The sequence below is a fragment of the Coleofasciculus sp. G3-WIS-01 genome (assembly GCF_040223135.1).
GTDB lineage: Bacteria > Cyanobacteriota > Cyanobacteriia > Cyanobacteriales > Coleofasciculaceae > Coleofasciculus.
This window is the reverse complement of record NZ_JAVJZI010000163.1, coordinates 1-19,341: the sequence shown is the minus strand read 5'-3', so window position 1 is coordinate 19,341 and position 19,341 is coordinate 1. Positions and strand designations below refer to the sequence as shown.

Genomic DNA, 19,341 nt, shown 5'->3' with positions numbered 1-19,341 from the left:
GCGATACTATAAGATTGTATTTTACCATTGAGTGAGCATCGGTGCAAAGTGCAAGACCATCACACAAAGTCGAGTAGCTGCTTCTTGGGGGGGGGAAACTAGACATTGCCTGATTATATCACATAAAATGTCCAGTTATGTCAGTAATTGTCTAGATATTTACGGACTGTTAGTTAACCCTAAACGATACATGTAGTCGCGGGAGGGCATTCCGAGACTTAAAACGGACAGGGAGCGTATGTAAGACCTCTTGGAGGCAGTGTGCGTAGAGCTGTCAACCCCATTCAGCGACCGTAGGGGTTTGGTTACCAAACCCCTACGGCGTGGTGAGGAATCATCGCACTTACAGGGCGGTGAGGATGTCAAAAATGCAATACTGAAGATGAGGTAAAAGATAAGAGATAGAACGCAGGAATGGAAATTCGAGCAACGGATACACCACGGGTAGATTGGACTGGTGATGCCCTAGCACTGGGATTCTTTGAAGATGCTGTGGAGTTAACGGGCGATTTAGCCCAGCTTGATCAGAAACTCTCAGGTACGCTTAAGGAACTGATTGAGGAAAGCGAATTTAAGGGAAGCGTTGGCAATAGTGCTGTAACTCGTGTGGGTGCCGGTAGCTCAGTTCGCAAAGTTATTTTAGTTGGGCTGGGAAAATCTGATGCCCTAACGGTAGATAGTTTACGCCGAAGTTCGGCTGCGATCGCGCGGATGGCAAAGCAGCAAAAGAGCAAAACCCTGGGTATTAGTCTACCTGCGGCGAATAATGATGCCGCCCTCAGCGCTCAAGCAATAACGGAAGGGATTACTCTAGCACTGCATGTCGATAATCGCTTTAAGTCGGAACCTGAAGATAAGGGTGCGAAATTAGAACAGGTTGAATTACTTGGACTCGGTGATGTCCAAGATGCAATTAACCAAGCCAATGCGATTGGTGAAGGTGTAATCTTAGCACGAGAGTTAGTCGCCGCCCCTCCGAATTCTGTAACACCAATGACGTTGGCACAGACGGCACAGGATATTGCCTCCGCTTATGGCATGATGCTAGAAGTATTAGAGCGAGAAGAATGCGAAAAGTTGGGCATGGGCGCGTTTTTGGGCGTAGCGCAAGCCTCAGAAATGCCACCCAAGTTTATTCATCTCACCTATAAACCAGAAGGGACACCGCGTCGAAAAGTGGCGATTGTGGGCAAGGGATTAACCTTTGATTCCGGTGGCTTGAACCTGAAAGTATCAGGTAGCGGTATTGAAAACATGAAAATGGATATGGGAGGGGCGGGTGCTACCTTTGGTGCAGCCAAAGCCATTGGTGAATTAAAGCCGGATGTCGAGGTTCACTTTATTAGTGCGGCGACGGAGAATATGATTAGTGGTCATGCACTGCATCCGGGTGATATCCTTACGGCGTCCAATGGCAAAACCATTGAAGTGAATAATACCGACGCCGAAGGGCGGCTGACGCTGGCTGATGCTCTGGTGTTTGCCGAAAAGCTAGAGGTGGACGCGATCGTGGATTTAGCCACTCTCACTGGGGCTTGTGTTGTGGCTCTCGGCAATGATATTGGTGGACTTTGGACAACCGATGACACCCTCGCAACTCAATTCAAAACGGCATCAGAAAAAGCTGGTGAAAAATTCTGGCAGATGCCGATGGAAGAGAAATATTTTGAGGGAATGAAATCACCCATTGCTGACATGAAAAATACTGGTCCTCGTGCTGGTGGTTCAATCACGGCGGCTCTATTTTTAAAGCAGTTTGTTAAACAGACCTCTTGGGCGCATTTAGATATTGCAGGTCCGGTGTGGGCAGATAAAGAAGACGGTTGCAATAATGCCGGGGCTACGGGTTTTCCAGTTCGCACGCTGGTCAACTGGGTTTTGGCATAAGCTAAATTCGTAGTTTCACGAAGCGTGCTATAAACAATCGCCTCGCTGACTACAAACGTTTAAATCAGTGACATTCAATTGAGTTTGATGGATTCGTAGGGGCGCAAGGCTTGCGCCCTGACTAAGGTGTGTGAGGAAATTTTTCAATCTTGTAGTGGCGTGGCACACCTAATTTGATAGATTAGATTTGGCTTGTAGTAAGGGCATTGGTCCCTATCTTTTGTTGGGTTTCGTTCCTCAACCCAACCTACAACCTATTCCACAATTTTATCGGATGAGTCTCTAATCAAAAGTCACATCCGGTTCATAATCTCGACAGCGTTCGCAGGAACCAAGAGGGTTCACAGCACAAAGCAAAAACGCTGAATTCGCATAATATCGACAGGTATATTTTTTATCGACCGTTTTTGATAATTGCCTCATTCGTTGCTCGTGAAAATCAATCAAGCGTTTAATCTGAGCATGAGATTTCAGACGCAGACGTTTAAATCCAATTGTTGTCATCGCTAACTTAACCCAATACAGTTTTGGGATTTATTTCCTTAATTTTCTGTAGACAATGGTATAATAACGCCCAACTGTGCCATAAAATATCTACCCGATTGCACATATACAAAGGCAAACCTTATGCATTCATTATATCTTGCACCTTGCCCTAGGGAATAGTTCAGTCCATTTTAAACAAGGCTTTTGAGCAAACAATCGGAGAATGGACAAAACCGTAGACACATCGATTAGGACTTTCCGAACAGTTGTAGAGACGTTGCCTGCAACGTCTCTACCATAAGATGTGTCCTAACCGCTATGGCGGTTGCTACACTTGAAACATCCTTTGTAGTAAAATACCCCCACTAATTGCTTCTAATCAAACCAAATTGGCAGCAGGATAATTTCTCAGCTATCCGGCTTTCCCTTCTCTAGGAAGCGACTACATCCGCAACGGTCAACGCATTCAACTTATCGAGGTTGAGTCCCGAAATACTATCGAGTGCTTGTCCGCCTAATTCTCCATACATTCTAGCCAATGCCCCGGTTAAGCCAGCATTATAGTCCATCGCCACTTCATTCCGAATGAAGTCCGTGCGCTCATCAACATAATCAGAATCATTGGCTGAAGCAGGACCCCCCACAAGCGCCCCGTAGAGAATGTGCTGATTATCGCGAGAATCGCTAATATTAGTCACTCCAGAAGCGGCACGGTGGTGAGGATTGAGTGCATAGTCCTCACCAAAACCAACCATATAGCTAAAGTCGCGGGGATTATCGCCGAGAATGTAGTCAATTTGCCCCTCAGCAAAATCAGAGTATTTCCCGTTGGGGTCATTCACCGTATCCGCGTAGACGCCAGCCAAGAATGAGGTATTGGCGCTGTAGCGCAGGGAACCCCACTGACTCAGCCATGCGAGTCCACCGGAGGTATAGGTTGGGGTGCTACCGCCGGGAAGCCAGGAGTTTAACCAGCCTTCCACATCACTCTTATACTTAGTGTCCCCAGTTTCTTGAGCCAACAAGATAGCCGCACCATAAGATTTGTCATCCCACGATTGCGTCCACCCCGGACCAATTCCCTGGTATAAACTTTCGGCTTTGTTGAGATATGTCTTATCTGTACTACCCGCCGCCTCAGTTGCTTTGTGCAGCCAAGTCGCACCCCAAACTAGCTCGTCTTGGAAACCACTGAAGGAATTGTAGAATTGACCGGCATCGGGAATCGCATCAGTATACGTGCCGCGATATTGGTCGGCAAAATCGTAGAGTTGTTTCGCGTTCTGGAGCAGTTTATCCGCGTAGGCTTTGTCTACATCTCGGAAGACAATCGAAGCCGCCGCCAGAGACGCCGCCGCTTCCCCTGCTAAATCAGACCCAGGATTGGAGCGGTCGATTTTATAGGCGGGTCGTTCCATGGTCATGTTTTCCGGAGCGCCCCAGAAAGCGTGGTCGATGTTACCGTCTCCCACTTGTCCGAAAAACTCTTTAGTGCCTTGGCTATCGGTGACGTGGGCTTTGAGGATGTAATCGGTACCCCACTTAATCGAGTCTAGAATTTCTTCAAATTGTCCACTTTGCTGATAAGCATCCTGGTATTCAATCGCGCCCCAACCCAGCATTGTTATTGAAGCAGCTCCCGGTAAGCCGAACTTAACATGGTCGCCCGCGTCGTAGTAACCGCCTGTCAAGTCACGCCCCACATCTGAGCCATCGTTTAAGGCAGAATCGCCGCGCCAAGGGATAGGATTGGTATCGGGTAGGTCGCCAGAGCGTTGAGCGTAGTAGAAAAGGATGGACTTCTGAAGCGCCTCTCCATAGTTAAAAGCCCCTTGCTGAGGAGGGGGTTGGGATACATCATCGTTGGTAATAGTGCCTACCCCTTGAGCGTCCCCAATCGTGGCGTTAGTGGCTTGGGAGAGATTCACTTTAAAGGTTTCATTGCCCTCTACCGTTGTATCACCCAAGATGGGTACGGTAAACGTCTTACTGGTTTGCCCAGGGGTGAAACTCAATGTACCGGATTTGGCGGTATAGTCAGACCCAGCAATGGCTGTGTCATTCGCCGTGGCGTAATTCACACTGACGGTTTGAGCACTCGCGGCGGAGAGGTTGACGGTAAAGGTGGCGTTTTTCGTGCCACTATCGCCTTCGGTGATGCTGACATCATTGATAGATAACTGTGACAGTACTGGGGCAGAATCATCATTATCGACAATTGTGCCGACACCTTGAGAATCCGCAATCGTCGCGTTGGTGGCTTGGGAGAGGTTCACCTTAAAGGTTTCATTCACCTCATCCAGGGTGTCACCGATAATCGGTACAGTAAACGTCTTACTGGTTTGCCCAGGGGTGAAACTCAATGTACCGGATTTGGCGGTATAGTCAGACCCAGCAATGGCTGTGTCATTCGCCGTGGCGTAATTCACACTGACGGTTTGAGTGCTAGCGGCGGAGAGGTTGACGGTAAAGGTGGCATTTTTAGTGCCAGTATTGCCTTCGGTGATGCTGACATCATTAATTGAAAGAGTTGGCTGCGTGGGTGAACTGGTTCTGGGAACTAATTCAATGTAGTTAACATTGAACGAGTCGGAAAGCATATCCAGGCGCAATTGTTGGCTACCTGCGGAGAGGTTCACACCTTGAGCCGTCACATTCTGCCAAGATTGCCAGCCACCTGTTCCGCCAAAGCTTAGGGTTTTGCTTTGACCTTCAACCGAAACCTTTAAGCTGCGCGTACCTGACGACGCTGAGGCAACACGAGCAACAATGTCGTAGGTTCCGGCTGTGGGAACGTTGACATCGTAGGTTAGCCATTCCCCTTGCTGAATCCAGCCCACATTGTAGCCGCCACCGACATCTGTAGTGGCTTGGATATCAACATTATCAGAACGATAGGCTCCCCCTGTATTGCCAGCGCTTTTATCAAAGAAACTAGCATAGTCTTCCGCTTGAATCCGGATGGAGGTATTAGCTGGGGGAGTGCTGGAGTCATCATTGGTAATTGTACCCACCCCTTGAGCATCAGCAATCGTCGCGTTGCTGGCATTGGAGAGGTTAAATCTGAAGGTTTCATTGCTCTCTACCGTCGTGTCCCCAGTTACAGGTACACGAATGGTTTTAGCGGTTTCTCCAGCCGCAAACGTGATTGTGCCAGATTTGGCGGTGTAGTCAGAACCCGCCGTCGCTGTGCCATTGGCGGTACTGTATTCAACCGTTACAGGTTGGTCACTCGCTTCGGACAGGTTGACCACAAAGTCAGCCGAAACAGTACCGGTGTCACCTTCAGTAACGGTTACATCATTAACAGAGAGAGTGGGTATTGACGCAGACGCGCCAATGGGTTCTTCATTCAGAATGTAGCCAGTTGGTTCAGCACTGTTACCAGCAGCGTTGAAACCGATAGAAAGACTACCGTCAGCCGCTAGAGTGCCGTTATAGCTGAGGTTGCGGATTGTATAACGGTTGCCTTCTTTGCTAACAATTTCCGCATCCCAGATATTGGTAATTTCAAAGGGAGCTTCAAACTCCAAAGTCCAGCCATTCACATTGCTGGAGCTATTGTTAGCAATTGAAAGATTCGCTGTAAAGCCGCTTCCCCAGTCATTGGTAACATCAAAATCAACAGCAAAAGTCATTCTTTAACTCCTATTATTGAGCGCATTGATCTAAAACAAGACGGTTTCTTGTTCCTAGATCATTAATTTGCGGCTACAATCAGTATCGCTTTTGTATTCTTGTAGCGTTATCGGTAGGTACCACTAATGACTATTGTGGCAAGCTAAATATGAATTGTCATCAGGTTTTAATGAAGTTAATTTAAAGATTAATAGAAGAAAAACGAGATAAATATATTATGTAAAATAATAATAAATAAAATTATTTCTATAGTGAAAAAAAACATAATTTTATTTGGGTGAATTATTCTCCCTCCCCTTCCCCAATCCCTTTATTTAAGCTCAGGATGAGTCGTTTCTGGGGATGCAGCCGCCATTTGACTAATCCTAGCTATCAGTTGATAGAGACGCCCAGAATCTTTGCGGTTAAAGTAAAAAATTAAGCGTGGCAGATCCGCCGTTTCATCGGGGAGTTCTGCGGGTAAAGCCTTGCTTTTTTCAATTTGACCCTTGACTACAATGTCACTAAACTCAGCATTGAGCTGTTCAACATCAGCATCGGACAACTCCGATTTAAGACGCATCACGAACCGATCGCGGACATAACGACTGGAGTGATAGACACGGTAAAACCGATGAATCGCCTCGTAAGCCACATCCAGATTATCGGTAACTGTATAAAGGCTAGTATCTTCCGGGCTGATTAAGCCTCGTTGAATTAAATGCTTGCGAATATAGGCATCCCAATCCTTCCAGTATGTACCGCCGGGACGATCAATCAAGACCAAGGGTACTGGTTCCAATCGCCCTGTCTGACATAGGGTTAAACATTCAAAGGCTTCATCCTGCGTACCAAAGCCACCGGGAAAAAGCGCGATCGCGTCACTTTCTTTAAGGAAGAATAGTTTGCGAGTAAAGAAATATTTAAACCGAATGAGTTTAGGATCTCCTTTAATAAAAGGATTCGTTTCCTCAAAGGGAAGCTGAATATTTAACCCAAAGGAATTTTTAGCGCCAGCGCCTAAATGCCCTGCCTCCATAATCCCACCCCCAGCGCCTGTCATGACCATAAAACCGTGCTGGGTTAAATAGCGGGCGAACTCGGCTGCGAGTTTATATTCAGGTGTCTGGGGGTCAATCCGTGCTGAACCAAAAATTGTGACCTTGCGGACGTGACGATAGGGATAGAAAACTTGAAAAGCAGATTCCATATCCTCTAACGTCGCCGCAAGGATTTTCCAGTCCAGGCGCTCAATTTCCTCCTCAGTCAGTCGAATGACTACACCTAAGGCACGTTGAATCCATTTTTCATAAGTCGAATTTGGCAGTCGATCAATGAGTGCCGCTAAATCGCTCTTAAGTAACTGCGGATCATAGTCTGAAGGAGATGGAGTCATTGCTACATTTGCTAATGGCTTTCTATTTTATCGAGATTTAACTTATCTTTGTCAGTGAATGCAACTAGGACTTAGGACTCAACCTCCCGATAAACATAAATATCTCGCTCCCGCCCTAGAGCAAATCGGAGAGAATGAGACAAGGTTTTGCTCGATTGAGTGGTAAAAATAATCAGGGCTAAGACAATCAAACCCGCCGCGCACAGAAAAATGCCGGGATAGCCCAGAGGTTGAGCTATGGTACCGCCAACCGGTCCTGCGATCGCAATCCCTAAATCAAACCCCGCAATACAAGCCGAGAACACACGCCCACGTTCATGGGCACCGGAGCGATCGGAAATCAAGGCGATCATCAACGGTAATAACACACCAGCCCCTGACCCTTGAATCAGACCAATCAACAAAAAGGCTTGTGGCGTTTGCGCTTGAGAAAATAGGGTTAAAGCCACTCCATAACAAATCAGACTTCCCGTAATAAACACACCTCGCCCGTAATGATCAGACGCCCGACCCGCGATTAAACGCATCCCGAAACTCCCTATCGCCGTCGCCGTGAAAAACCAGCCCGCATTTAAATCGACATTCGTTGCTCGGATATACAACGCCGCAAACGTACTTACCCCACCAAACGCCAACCCAGCCAACAGCAACACCACGGCGGGAATCCGCAGACGGGGACTCGCTAATAACTGCCAAAATCCTTTGAAGGTCAGTTTAGCCGTTTTCTGTTGTACTCCCTGGACTCGCTGAGGTTCCTTCACCTGAGTGGCGCAAACAAATCCGCATAAACCCAGCCCCCCAGAAAATAGAAAAAAAGCATTGTAACCCGCTTGAGCCTCAAGCAATCCGCCCAAGGCTGGACCTAATGCCATACCCAAGGGCGTTACCAGACTCATATAGCCAATTAACTCTCCCCGTTGACCCACGGGTGACAAATCAGTTACCAAAGCGATATAGCCCGTCGTAAACGCCGCTAAACTAACCCCATGAAAGACCCGGATTGCGATTAACCAAGCAATAGAATCCGCGAACAGATAACCTAAGGGTGCGATCGCCACCACAATCGTACCAATCAGCAACACCAGTTTACGGCTATGGTGATCAGCCAAATGTCCCAAACTTTGTCGAAACACCAATAAGCCGATGGCAAAGCTGCCCATCACTATCCCGACTTGCTGTGTTGTTCCTCCCATATCTTCAATGTAAGGGGGCAATGCGGGTAGCATCGAAGCTAAACTTGACCAAAACAGGAGACCCGCAGCAAATAGAGTGAGTAGATTCCGGCGTCGTTGCGCTTCCATGGTTATGAAGATTTTCATGCCTTGAGTATCCTGATTGAAACGTTGTTAAGAACCTCCCACGAACGCAACCGCATCCGATCTGGATGGCAGAAACACATCTGGCGTTTGTCGGGGTGTTAGCGAAGCGGAGCTATCTTTTGACAAAAGACCCACAAGCCTCTGCTCATAAGCTTCACCCAATCCCCTTGAGCAACCGTCTTTCTTCGGAGTCATCTCTTTCTATTTAACATTCTTAACATTTGACGAAACCACCTCCCTCGCCCGATGGATTGGTTTGTCTGAATGGGTAACGGTAAAATCCGGCTTTCAGCTTGTCTGCTGTAACACCTCAGGGAATTGATAGAGCAAAATTAACGCTTATCTGTTAAATTTCGGCAAATTCTCGATATACCTCTCATCTACGCTGTCTTAGCCCTGCTTGCTGGACTTGACAGTCGTAGCAGAATCTGGATATAGTTTTTATAGTACAAATGTACTAAAACTGATCGCGAGTGAACAGCCATAGACGCGCCGATCACATCCACACCCAGTCCCTGGAGACTAAACTGGGGAACATGCGATCGCCGATTGATTTAAGTTATTCAGGATAAGGAGAACAATTGTGGTTGCAACCAAAGACAGTAAAGACCAAATTTTTAAAGCCTTTGAGCAAATCCTGAGCCAACGAAAAACCATTGACTCCAAAATTGCCACCAAAGAAGAAGAAGCCGAAAAACAGAAAAACCAACAGGTGCTAGAAGTCGCCTCAACTTACACCGTCGATAGTATTGTCAAAGGACTAGCGGATTTACAATTAGACTTTGGCACAATTATTAACGAACTCTCAGAAAAATTAACGACCGAATCCGCCAAACGTGACGAACTTAAATTAGCCATTGAGGTAGAAACTCAGCAATTACAATACTTGCAGCAAATTCGCGTTGTCGCTGACGCCTTGCATATCCTGACCCAAGAACACCAGGAAAACCTGAAGCGACTAGAACAAACGACCACAGAACAGCGTCAGGCGATCGAAAAAGATAAAGCTGACAAACACAAATTATGGCAAAAAGAACAGGCAGAATTTGAGCAGAAGGTTCAGGAAGCAAATGAATCCTTAGCCAAAGAGCGACAACAGAAAGAATCTGACTATACCTACCAACTAGAACGTCAGCGCAAAATTGAAGCCGATGAGTATGAAACCTTAAAACGAAATCAAGAACGAGAACTGCGCGAAGCCAATCAAGAAAAGGAAAAACAATGGTCAGAACGGGAAAAGATTCTGCAAGAGCGTCAGCCTCTATTTAAAGAGTATCAGCAAAAAGTAGATAACTTCCCCAAAGACTTAGACGAGTCTGTAAAAACAGCCAGGGAAGAGGCGATTAAAGACGTTCACCAAGACGCCAAAGTCAAAGCGGAGTTACTGGAGAAAGAGTGGGAATCCACCAAGCAGAGTTATGAATTCAAGGTTCAATCTCTAGAAGAAACCATTCAAAAACAGACTGAAGAAATTAATCAACTCTATGCTCAGTTACAAGATAGCCTCAAGCAATCTCAGGCGTTAGCGATGAGAGCGTTTGATAGTTCAGCTAATGCTAATAATGCCGAAAAAACCAAAGGCTAATTAGGTCAACATCATTCAATTTAATGGTGTAAATAGTCATTGGTTATGGGTCATTTGTTAGGCTATGAAAGCGCAAATCATCTAACTTTTGACTTCTGAACATACTGTAATTCCACCCAGCGACACTCGAACAGGAATCAGAATACCCCAGGTAAAAATTATGGCAAGCAAACCCAATAGCAAAAATACCAAAGCTGAAATTCTCGAATCTTATGAAGAATTATGGAAAGAGCGGAAAGAATTAGAAGGCAAACTGAAACAGCTTCAGAAGGAGGTTAAAGATAACAGTGCGTCCTCAAATGATCAGCCCTCTGGAATCATTAGCAAAAAGCTATCCGCCGCTTCTGATAAAATGACGGCGACAATAAATAGCTTGGTTGAACTGCAATTGGGATTTGGGAGTGCTGTTAGTAAGTTATCCGAAAAACTCACCTCGGAAGCCGCGAATTTACAAGAACTACGACAAGCGGTTGCTGAAGAACGTCAACAGCTTGAAGCCTTATATGATTTAGACGAAATTGAAGAAGATACCCTAGATGATTTAATTGAAACTTACGAGGAAAACTCCAAAGCATTTGAAGCAGAACTCAGTCAACAACGAGAAGCTTTAGAGCAAGAAATTCAAGATTTGCGGCAAGCTTGGCAAAAAGAGCAGGATGAGCATCAACAGGCAATTAAAGAACGGAATGAAGATCATGAAAGAAGTCATCAACGGGAGGATCAAGAGTACAAGTATGATTTAGAATTGCGCCGCAATTTAGATCAAGACGCTTACGAACAGCAACAGAAAGTCCTGTACAAGGAACTGGAAGAAACCCATCAAGCGCAACAGCAGCAGTGGGAGGAGCGAGAAAAGGCGATCGCACAACAGGAGCAGAAGTTTGACGAGTTAAAATCTAAGGTAGACGCCTTTGACCAAGAAAAAGAAGCGGCGGTGAAGAAAGCCAGAGAACAAGGAAAGGCGATCGCGAATAATCAAGTAAAAGTTAAGGCAGATTTACAACAGTTAGAAATCGATGGACAAAAGCGCTTCTATGATCTACGGATTCAATCACTACAACAAACGATTGAAAGTCAGCAAGTCCGCATTCAAAACCTCTCCAAGCAACTAGATGGGGCTCTGAAACAGGTTCAAGATTTAGCGGTTAAGGCAATTGAAGGAACCTCAAATTCCAATTCTTATCAAGCGCTCAAAGAAATTGCCTTAGAACAAGCCAAAGGGCAAACGAAGACAAAATAAGAGGTGCAGCGGCACTTATGGGAGCTGTAGAGACGTTGTAAGCAACGTCTCTACTGGCGTTTATCAATGGATAATTAATAATTGATAATTGATAATTGATTAATTGGGTCTAAGACCTCTTCGTTTACGAATAAATTAAAAAATATTTTCCTTAAATTCAATCCTCTTCTTTTAAGGAGAGGTCATTATCCATTGTTCATTATCCATTGTCAATTTGTGAACTACCTTACCCAAACTTTAGCCGATAATTTGCTCAATCATCCGATTGGCTTGTGATCCATACCCACCGCCAAAGAGATTAAAGTGATTGAGAATATGGTACAAGTTATACAAGGTTTTGCGCTGCTTATACCCCGAATCTAACTGCCACACTTGGTTATACCCCCGATAGAACGCCGCAGGAAAGCCACCAAACAATTCTGTCATGGCAATATCCGCTTCGCGATCGCCTACATAAGTCGCCGGATCTAACACTACAGGTTCCCCTGACTTGGTAACAGCGGCATTCCCCCCCCATAAATCCCCGTGAATCAGAGAAGGTTTTGGCTGATGATCCAACAATTGGGGAACTTTCGTCAATAATTTATCTTGCCCCGGAAAATGTCCCCCGCGACGCTGTGCTAGTTTGAATTGATATCCTAATCGATGTTCGGCAAAAAACTCTGCCCAATCGTCCATCCAATCGTTAATTTGTGGTGTTGAACCAATGGTGTTGTTTTGCTTCCAACCAAACCGCCCTTGTTTCCCTTGGGGAGGAGTCGCCTGATGCATCGCCGCTAGCTGGCGTCCCATTTCCACCCAGGATTCGTTATTCCCACTGCCAAATTCCAGCCACTCGAGGACAATGTATGCTGAATCTGCTGCGACACCGCACGCGATCGGTTGCGGGACTCTAATGGTATGGGTTTGAAGCATTTGCTTTAACCCCAACGCCTCTGCTTCAAACATACTCACTTGAGAGGCTTGGTTAATCTTGACAAAATATGTAGCATTGTCACCGATTAGCGCACAACCCTGATTAATGCAGCCGCCACTCACCGGACGGCGGTTGACGACTTCAAAGGGTTTGCCTGTGACGTGGCTAATCTGGGCAGCTATCTCTGTCCACATCGTTGACATTGGCATGTTGGCGGCAGACTTCCAAGGTCAGTTTATCAGAAAGGAGGATCGGCGTTGACCCTGTTTTTCCTGGAGCCTTCTGCTTTCTCAAACATCAGTCGGTAGAATCAAAAGCAATACTAGAATTTACAAAAAAATGTAACAGAAGCTACAAAAATCTTTTTTATAACTGATTACTTCATTTTAGTCGCTAACTGGGGTTAACCCAACCGACGATCTAAGTGATTCCGACAGAAAATTATTCGCTATCTTTTGGGCAATAGTCAGAACAATCTGTAGCTTCTGCTGTTAATACTGCACAGGGATTTACAGCACATTTCAGATACGGATCATTTTTAAAATATTTGCAATTTAAGCAGGGGACTTGATGTAAACCTTTGATGGGCGTTAATCGATTTCTGAATGATTTTAATAAATTTGAGCGTAATAAAATTAAGACAACCCAAGCCATTACCATCAAGCTCAGGGGCATAAATAATAAACCTCCGTTTTCCTCAAAGGCTGAAGAGTTGCCTTCTCCGGGGTTTGTCCGAAATGGATATTGTGATGGTTGTTCTGTATTGAGCTGTTGCAGGGATCTTGAAGATTGGCTCAAATAAAAATTATCAGCTTGCTTATTTTGCATGTCATTCACCTCAAAGTATTTTTTCACCTACAGGAATAGTACAGCTATTTATTACACATTTATTTATTACAGATGATTTGGGAATCAACCGGATATAAGACTTTTAAAGCTCATAATTGATCAGGCAATGTTTTTAATCCAATTGGCAAGACCCCTACTTTAACTTCCCGCTTAAGTTTAGTGCACCTACCTTGGAAGTCATAAGTCACACACATCTTTTCACTGGCTAGTTTACAGTTTTTTGCATGGGTGTTCAATTTACACTGTACTGTACTACTATAGTTATAACTCAAAAATAAATCTGAAATTTCTCTCTCAAGTTGTATTACAGGTTCTCTCTTAAGTTATACTATCTAGACCGTATCAACGAGACTTTACCACCAGTATAAGCCGATTTTGCCTCATTTGTAACCTCACCCTAGTGCAGGGGCGCAGAAAATTTTAACCCACTCTTAGGGGACAAGGGAGACAAGATTTCAGCAGGTTGTTATTTCTACCGCCTTGTCCTAGTCTTTGACAATCGGTGATTTTGATAAATTATCAGTGACAAGCCTGTGTGAGTGGCAAAAGGAAGTCCCTACCCTAAGACTGTTGACGTTTGTCGGTTGTTTGTAAGCAACGAATGGCTTCTAATAATCCTCTGGCTTTATTTAAAGTTTCTTCGTATTCTTTTTCCGGGTTAGAATCGGCGACTAAACCAGCACCGGCTTGCACAGATACTGTATGTGTGCTAGATGTATGAGGACGAACCACCATAGTGCGAATCGCGATCGCGCTATTGAGCTGCCCTTCAAAGTCATACCAGCCATAGACCCCAGAATAAGCACTCCGCCGTTCCGGTTCTAATTCGTGAATAATTTCCATCGCCCGAATTTTCGGTGCACCACTCACGGTTCCGGCGGGAAAGCAGGCTTTGAATAAATCCCAAGCCGTTTTATTTTCGGCAAGTTCTCCCACCACATTACTGACAATGTGCATAACATGGGAATAGCGTTCGATCACCATTATTTCATCAACTTTCACCGTCCCACTAGTACAAACGCGCCCTAAATCATTGCGACCGAGATCCACTAGCATAACGTGTTCGGCAATTTCTTTGGGATCTTGCAGTAACTCTTGCGCCAACGCTTCATCTTCCTGGATTGTTTGACCTCGGCGACGGGTACCAGCGATGGGACGCAGGGTGGCTTGTAGTTTTCCCGTGGGTAATCGGCTAGCTTTAACCATGACTTCCGGACTTGACCCAATTAATTGCCAATCGCCAAAATTAAAATACGCCATATAAGGCGAGGGATTAATCAGACGCAGGGAACGGTATAAGGCAAAGGGATCACCTTGATAGTTTGCCGAAAGCCGTTGGGAGAGGACAACTTGGAAGATATCACCGGCGCGGATATAGTCTTTGGCTTTGTCCACATTGGCACAAAACTGTTCCTTTTGGGTGTTGCTGGTATAGCTTAACGGCTGCTTGGTGGTTCCTGGTGGCGTCCATTCCAAAACCGTATCCTGACTCGATAAAGGGAGTTGCAGCTTATCCACCAATGTCTGGACGCGATCGCAGGCTTGCTGATAGGCGGATTCCAAGTCCCCTTGAGCATCCCGTAAATCCGCGTAGGCGATCGCCCAAATTTTGCGTTTCACCTGATCAAAAACTATCAAGTTATCCACCTGCATCCACAATCCATCCGGCAAATCTTGATCAGATGGAGAATAAACTGGAACTCTAGGTTCAATCCAGCGAATCAACTCATACCCCCAAAACCCGAACAACCCACCAATTCCCGGTGGCAATTGGGGCAATTTAACCGGATGATAGGGGCTAAGGCAATCCGTTAAAGCCTCAAAGGGATTACCTTCAAACTCCGTCACCGTGCCATTCCTGTGCATCTGCGTCGTGCGATCGCCCCGTGCGACCAACACCCATAACGGATCACACCCTAACAAACTATAGCGTCCCACATTTTCTCCCCCTTCCACCGATTCCAGGAGAAAACTATAGGGTTGACCCGTACAGACTTTATACCAAGCCGACACCGGAGTCTCTAAATCTGCCACCCACTCTTGGTAAACGGGGACAAAATTACCCTGTTGAGACAGGGCGCAAAATTGAGAAAACTCTGGTAATATCATAGGCTTCAACTGGATGAATTATGAATGGTAGGGAAGATGAGGGAGATAAGGAAGATGAGATGTTCCAGACGTAGCAGGCTACGTCTGGAACATTCCCCAATTACAAAATTCAACGACTCCACCCTGCTACACTTCACCTGACGGCTCCTCTCCCACCTGCGCTTTGTGAGCTGTTGGCGAAGCCTTCGGGAAGGGTACGCTCACTCGCTTTTCAGAGGGGGAATCCTGGCGAATTTTGTTGAAGGTTGAACAGTTCACCCAGATGAACCACCAACCTTCAAACAAATTAACAGACCTGCAACCGATTAACCAGTGCAGCACCCGTCAGTAACCCCCTAACAAGCTGTGCTGAATGGGTATTCTACTCGCCTGATAACGGATTACTGAAACTAGACCTCGTAAGTCGCCTTTCCGCTGAACTTGAGGGTAACAGGTTCTGGGTTGTTACCGATCTTGCGGTCAATCTTACCGACGTAAGGACGCCCTTCGTTGACTTTTTCGGGGAAGACTCCATCTGCGGGGTGCAGATACTGAATTTCACCATTGGGATAAAGTCGGTAAATCTTATAGTCTTCAATTTTGGGCTTAAATTGCGTCCGCAATTGGGCACCCAAAGCCAGACATTGCTCTTTACGAGATAGATAAAGCAGGTTTTCCCCTTGATTCATGATCGCCGCACCGCCCGTGGGCATTTCAAAGACTTGCTTTTTGGGGCTAGTCCAAGTGATCGCATATTTTTCTTCCACTTGGGCTTTAGTCAGCAAGCCGCCGGTGCTACCGCCGAAGATGGGCGGTTTGCCAGATAGAGTAGGCTGTCCTGTTTCTTGCATGTTTTCTGCTTCTGCCATAACTGTCTCTCTCAATCGTGTATAAGAAAATAGGGCATTTAGGGAATGCTATCATTCTGTTCCGGTTTATTTTGTCACTTTGTCAAGAACTGTTACAGTTAGTAATGAATTCTTAGTCTTATGTCTTGAGTGATTGGTGATGAAAACCAGTTCCTACGGGGAATCTAGCGAATTTGAGGAATCTGAGAAAGCCTCTGGTTTAACCTCAGAGCAGTACCGCGAAAAAATGCAGCGACGCAAACAGGTTCAGGAACAACGTCTGGCTCAAGCGTCAACCGAGAAAGGGTTAATTATTGTAAACACGGGGAATGGCAAGGGGAAGACGACAGCCGCACTAGGAATGGTTTTGCGATCGCTCGGTCATGGCTATCGGGTAGCAATTATCCAGTTTATCAAGGGAGCCTGGGAACCGGCGGAGAAGGCGGCGTTTGAGCATTGGACAAAAGCCGCCAATGGGGAGACGCCTCAGTTGGAGTTTCACGCCATGGGTGAGGGGTTTACCTGGGAAACTCAAGATCGGGAACGAGATATCACTAAAGCTCAAGCCGCATGGGAAAAAGCGCTGGAGTTTATCCACAACCCAGAGTTTCGCTTAGTGCTGTTGGATGAAGTGAATGTGGCGTTGAAACTAGGATATTTAAACGTTGAGCAGGTATTGGCAGGGTTAGGGGAAAAGCCCGCCATGTCTCACGTTATTTTAACCGGAAGAGGCGCACCAAAAGCATTAATTGAACAGGCAGATTTGGTCACAGAAATGACGCTAGTGAAGCATCCATTTCGGGAACAAGGAGTTAAGGCGCAACCGGGAATTGAATTTTAATGGATTAGCCTTACATCTGAAAAAAAACGTAGGGGCGCACGTTTGTGCATCCGCGTCCACAATTTTAGTCAAATTTTAGTAGCGTGGCACACCTAAAATGGTGGATTAGTATTGTAGGGGCGCACGGCGTGCGCCCAATTTCACCGTCAAATCTATTCCACAATTTTAGCTGTGTCACACCAGTAGGGTGCGTTAGTGAAGCGTAACGCACCATTACTCAAGGTTTTCGGTTAGGTTGACGCCTGTTCTCTCACAGAATGAAAGGCTCGCATCCTTTACTACAAACTACAAAACCAATTTAAGCTGTCACCTTTTGCTTTGACCACACACCATTTTCATCCTCTTCATACTGCTGATGAATGGTCTGCCAAGCGGCTTGTTCTGCCTGGAGCGGGTCTTGATTCTCATCGTACACGCTATTGTAGCGCTCGATGAATGTTTTCTGAGCGTCTTCAGATAGATGCGATCGCACTTCGGGAGACAAATCGCTAGGATCGTTACATTTGCCGGGACAGGGGCGAGGTAGCGTCATATCGCTGGTATGGATTTCTTCCCCACCTGCACTTTGCATTAAGAGTTGATATTCTCCCGATTTTCCCCCTGGAACTTCTACCATCACCAGAAATTCACCAGCTTGTAGGCGTGTTTGGTAAACCGCCGCTTCTTCTTCTGGCATTCCTAAAGCAGCCAGTACCGAGACTAAACCCGCGCCAGCACTACCGGCGAGGGCACCACTAGCTGCCCCTAATAGTACGGCACTCAAAGGACCGGCTGACACCACAGGACCCACAAAAGGAATCAATAAAACACCCACACCGGTTAGCAAACTTAAGAACGCACCAAATAAGGAACCAAAAATTGCTCCGGTTCTGAGTCCGCCTAAAATAACATCTTTCTTACTAATAAATCCGGCAATTCGGGTTTGAGATTGAAAATTTTTACCCATCACCGAGATATGATCTGAGGGAACGCCGCGATTCACCAGGCGTCGGATGGCGGCATCGACTTGATCTTGTTCTTTAAATACCGCCGAAACCGTGCGTTCTGCTCTATAATTATCAGCCATGTAAACTCTCCTATTTATATTCTGATTAGTTTTGCTAAGCTACCAGGTTAGGTAATTCAACCAGCATCCTTCATCGCTCTTAGGGTGGATCACGGCATAAATTCTCTCCGGGGCGGGTTTCACCGATAACGTTTGGGAAAAAACCGATAACTCTACTAAACCCACTCCTATCGAGAAAGCCACGGCGATTTTAATCGCGGAACTACACAAACTAAGTTGCCTGCGCGGACTGAATTATCCAGGGGGTAGTTAACCCAGATTTGGTATAACCAAGACATAGTATTAAAATTGCTAAATTCATTTCACATTAAATTAATCGCCTGTCTGCTGATGCTTATCGATCATGTCGGACGGGTATTTTTCCCGGAAGCAACGATTATGGTTGCTATTGGGCGTTTGAGCTTCCCTCTCTTTGCTTGGCTAGCGGCACAAGGCGAAAACTATACTTCAAATATTTGGAATTATGTATTTAGACTTATCCTTCTGGGAGTTATTTCACAACCGATTTATTCTCATGTTTATTCTTTAATTTTCTCAGCAACTCCTCCCCTGAATATTTTGTTCGTGCTGGCGGCTGGCGTGACGACGATTCGACTCTCGAAACAGGTTAATAATGGTCTGCTTAAGGCGGCTATTGTTTTATTGTTTACCACCATTGCCATAGCCGCTCGTTTCGAGGCAGGATTCTTTACGCTGCCAATCGTCTATCTAATGTCAAACTTTAAGCCGGAGGAGTTTAATTTAAAAGGGTGGTTGGTTTATATATCACTGCATATCCTTTACGTCGCCGTTGGGGGTGGTTTTATCGAATTGGCTGGAGTTATTGCACCGTTATTTATTCTCCTCCATAATGGGGAACCAGGAATAAAAACACGATGGTTTTACTTGTTTTATCCTGTTCATCTTGGTGTAATCGCTGGGATTAAATGGTATTTAACGATGTCTTGAATTAATTAAGATGCAGGATGGGTTTTGTTGGGAAAAATTAGGTAACAGTTGAATCTCGTGTAGGGGCGATACGCTTGCCATCCGTGTTAACTTAAGCTCAACCCCTCACCCCCAGCTGACAGGTGTAGGTTTTTTACTTGAGGGTGGGGACAAGACTTGGAGGACAAGGAAGGAAAGTAGACAAGGTAGAGAAGAATTGTATAGTTCAAGACGTATTTATGAAAAAAGATTGTCGTGGGAATAAACCATTTAAG

15 protein-coding genes are annotated in these 19,341 nt (G+C 45.7%); 5 read left to right on the top strand and 10 right to left on the bottom strand.

Features of this window, described 5'->3' with window-relative positions; translation table 11 throughout:
* Positions 1-414 precede the first annotated feature (414 nt).
* Positions 415-1,887, top strand: coding sequence for a leucyl aminopeptidase (locus RIM23_RS15785; RefSeq protein WP_446368152.1), 1,473 nt, complete (start codon positions 415-417; stop codon positions 1,885-1,887).
* A gap of 282 nt (positions 1,888-2,169) precedes the next feature.
* Here RIM23_RS15785 and RIM23_RS15780 read toward each other — a convergent pair whose 3' ends face one another.
* The 4 genes from RIM23_RS15780 to RIM23_RS15765 form a co-directional block, all read right to left on the bottom strand.
* On the bottom strand, positions 2,170-2,391 hold the full coding sequence (locus RIM23_RS15780; RefSeq protein WP_446368151.1) for a DUF6464 family protein: 222 nt from the start codon (positions 2,389-2,391) through the stop codon (positions 2,170-2,172).
* 413 nt (positions 2,392-2,804) lie between these two features.
* The gene (locus RIM23_RS15775) at positions 2,805-6,011 is read right to left on the bottom strand and encodes a glycoside hydrolase family 9 protein (protein ID WP_446368150.1); all 3,207 of its coding nucleotides are present in this window, start codon (positions 6,009-6,011) and stop codon (positions 2,805-2,807) included.
* A 311-nt stretch (positions 6,012-6,322) separates the two neighbouring features.
* Entirely contained in the window at positions 6,323-7,387 is a 1,065-nt protein-coding gene (locus RIM23_RS15770; RefSeq protein WP_446368149.1) for an LOG family protein, read from the bottom strand.
* A 71-nt stretch (positions 7,388-7,458) separates the two neighbouring features.
* Complete coding sequence (locus RIM23_RS15765) at positions 7,459-8,706, bottom strand: MFS transporter (protein ID WP_446368148.1); 1,248 nt, start codon at positions 8,704-8,706, stop codon at positions 7,459-7,461.
* Between the two features lie 583 nt (positions 8,707-9,289).
* Between RIM23_RS15765 and RIM23_RS15760 the strand changes: the two genes are divergently transcribed.
* Entirely contained in the window at positions 9,290-10,291 is a 1,002-nt protein-coding gene (locus tag RIM23_RS15760; protein ID WP_446368147.1) for a hypothetical protein, read from the top strand.
* A 157-nt stretch (positions 10,292-10,448) separates the two neighbouring features.
* Positions 10,449-11,531 carry a hypothetical protein gene (locus RIM23_RS15755; RefSeq protein ID WP_446368154.1) on the top strand — a complete coding sequence of 361 codons (1,083 nt, stop codon included), beginning with the start codon at positions 10,449-10,451 and terminating at the stop codon, positions 11,529-11,531.
* A 237-nt stretch (positions 11,532-11,768) separates the two neighbouring features.
* Here RIM23_RS15755 and RIM23_RS15750 read toward each other — a convergent pair whose 3' ends face one another.
* The 4 genes from RIM23_RS15750 to psaD all read right to left on the bottom strand — a co-directional run bounded on the left by RIM23_RS15750 (position 11,769) and on the right by psaD (position 16,253).
* Entirely contained in the window at positions 11,769-12,641 is an 873-nt protein-coding gene (locus RIM23_RS15750) for a fructosamine kinase family protein (protein ID WP_446368153.1), read from the bottom strand.
* Between the two features lie 247 nt (positions 12,642-12,888).
* Positions 12,889-13,275: a hypothetical protein gene (locus RIM23_RS15745; protein WP_446368146.1), complete on the bottom strand. Its 387-nt coding sequence runs from the start codon at positions 13,273-13,275 to the stop codon at positions 12,889-12,891.
* Between the two features lie 582 nt (positions 13,276-13,857).
* A complete protein-coding gene (trpE, locus tag RIM23_RS15740; RefSeq protein ID WP_446368145.1) occupies positions 13,858-15,405 on the bottom strand; it encodes an anthranilate synthase component I in 1,548 nt (515 codons plus the stop codon).
* 389 nt (positions 15,406-15,794) lie between these two features.
* Positions 15,795-16,253, bottom strand: a complete 459-nt coding sequence (gene psaD, locus RIM23_RS15735; RefSeq protein ID WP_446338225.1) for a photosystem I reaction center subunit II — start codon at positions 16,251-16,253, stop codon at positions 15,795-15,797.
* A gap of 139 nt (positions 16,254-16,392) precedes the next feature.
* On the opposite strand from psaD, the gene cobO reads away from it, so the two are divergent.
* Positions 16,393-17,073: a cob(I)yrinic acid a,c-diamide adenosyltransferase gene (cobO, locus tag RIM23_RS15730; protein WP_446357729.1), complete on the top strand. Its 681-nt coding sequence runs from the start codon at positions 16,393-16,395 to the stop codon at positions 17,071-17,073.
* A 298-nt stretch (positions 17,074-17,371) separates the two neighbouring features.
* On the opposite strand, the gene RIM23_RS15725 is transcribed toward cobO, so the two are convergent.
* Together RIM23_RS15725 and RIM23_RS15720 are read right to left on the bottom strand one after the other, a co-directional pair.
* Positions 17,372-18,139, bottom strand: coding sequence for a ChaB family protein (locus RIM23_RS15725; RefSeq protein ID WP_446368144.1), 768 nt, complete (start codon positions 18,137-18,139; stop codon positions 17,372-17,374).
* Between the two features lie 39 nt (positions 18,140-18,178).
* Complete coding sequence (locus RIM23_RS15720) at positions 18,179-18,322, bottom strand: hypothetical protein (RefSeq protein WP_446368143.1); 144 nt, start codon at positions 18,320-18,322, stop codon at positions 18,179-18,181.
* Between the two features lie 105 nt (positions 18,323-18,427).
* Between RIM23_RS15720 and RIM23_RS15715 the strand changes: the two genes are divergently transcribed.
* Positions 18,428-19,087, top strand: a complete 660-nt coding sequence (locus RIM23_RS15715) for a TraX family protein (RefSeq protein ID WP_446368142.1) — start codon at positions 18,428-18,430, stop codon at positions 19,085-19,087.
* The last annotated feature ends 254 nt before the right edge of the window (positions 19,088-19,341 follow it).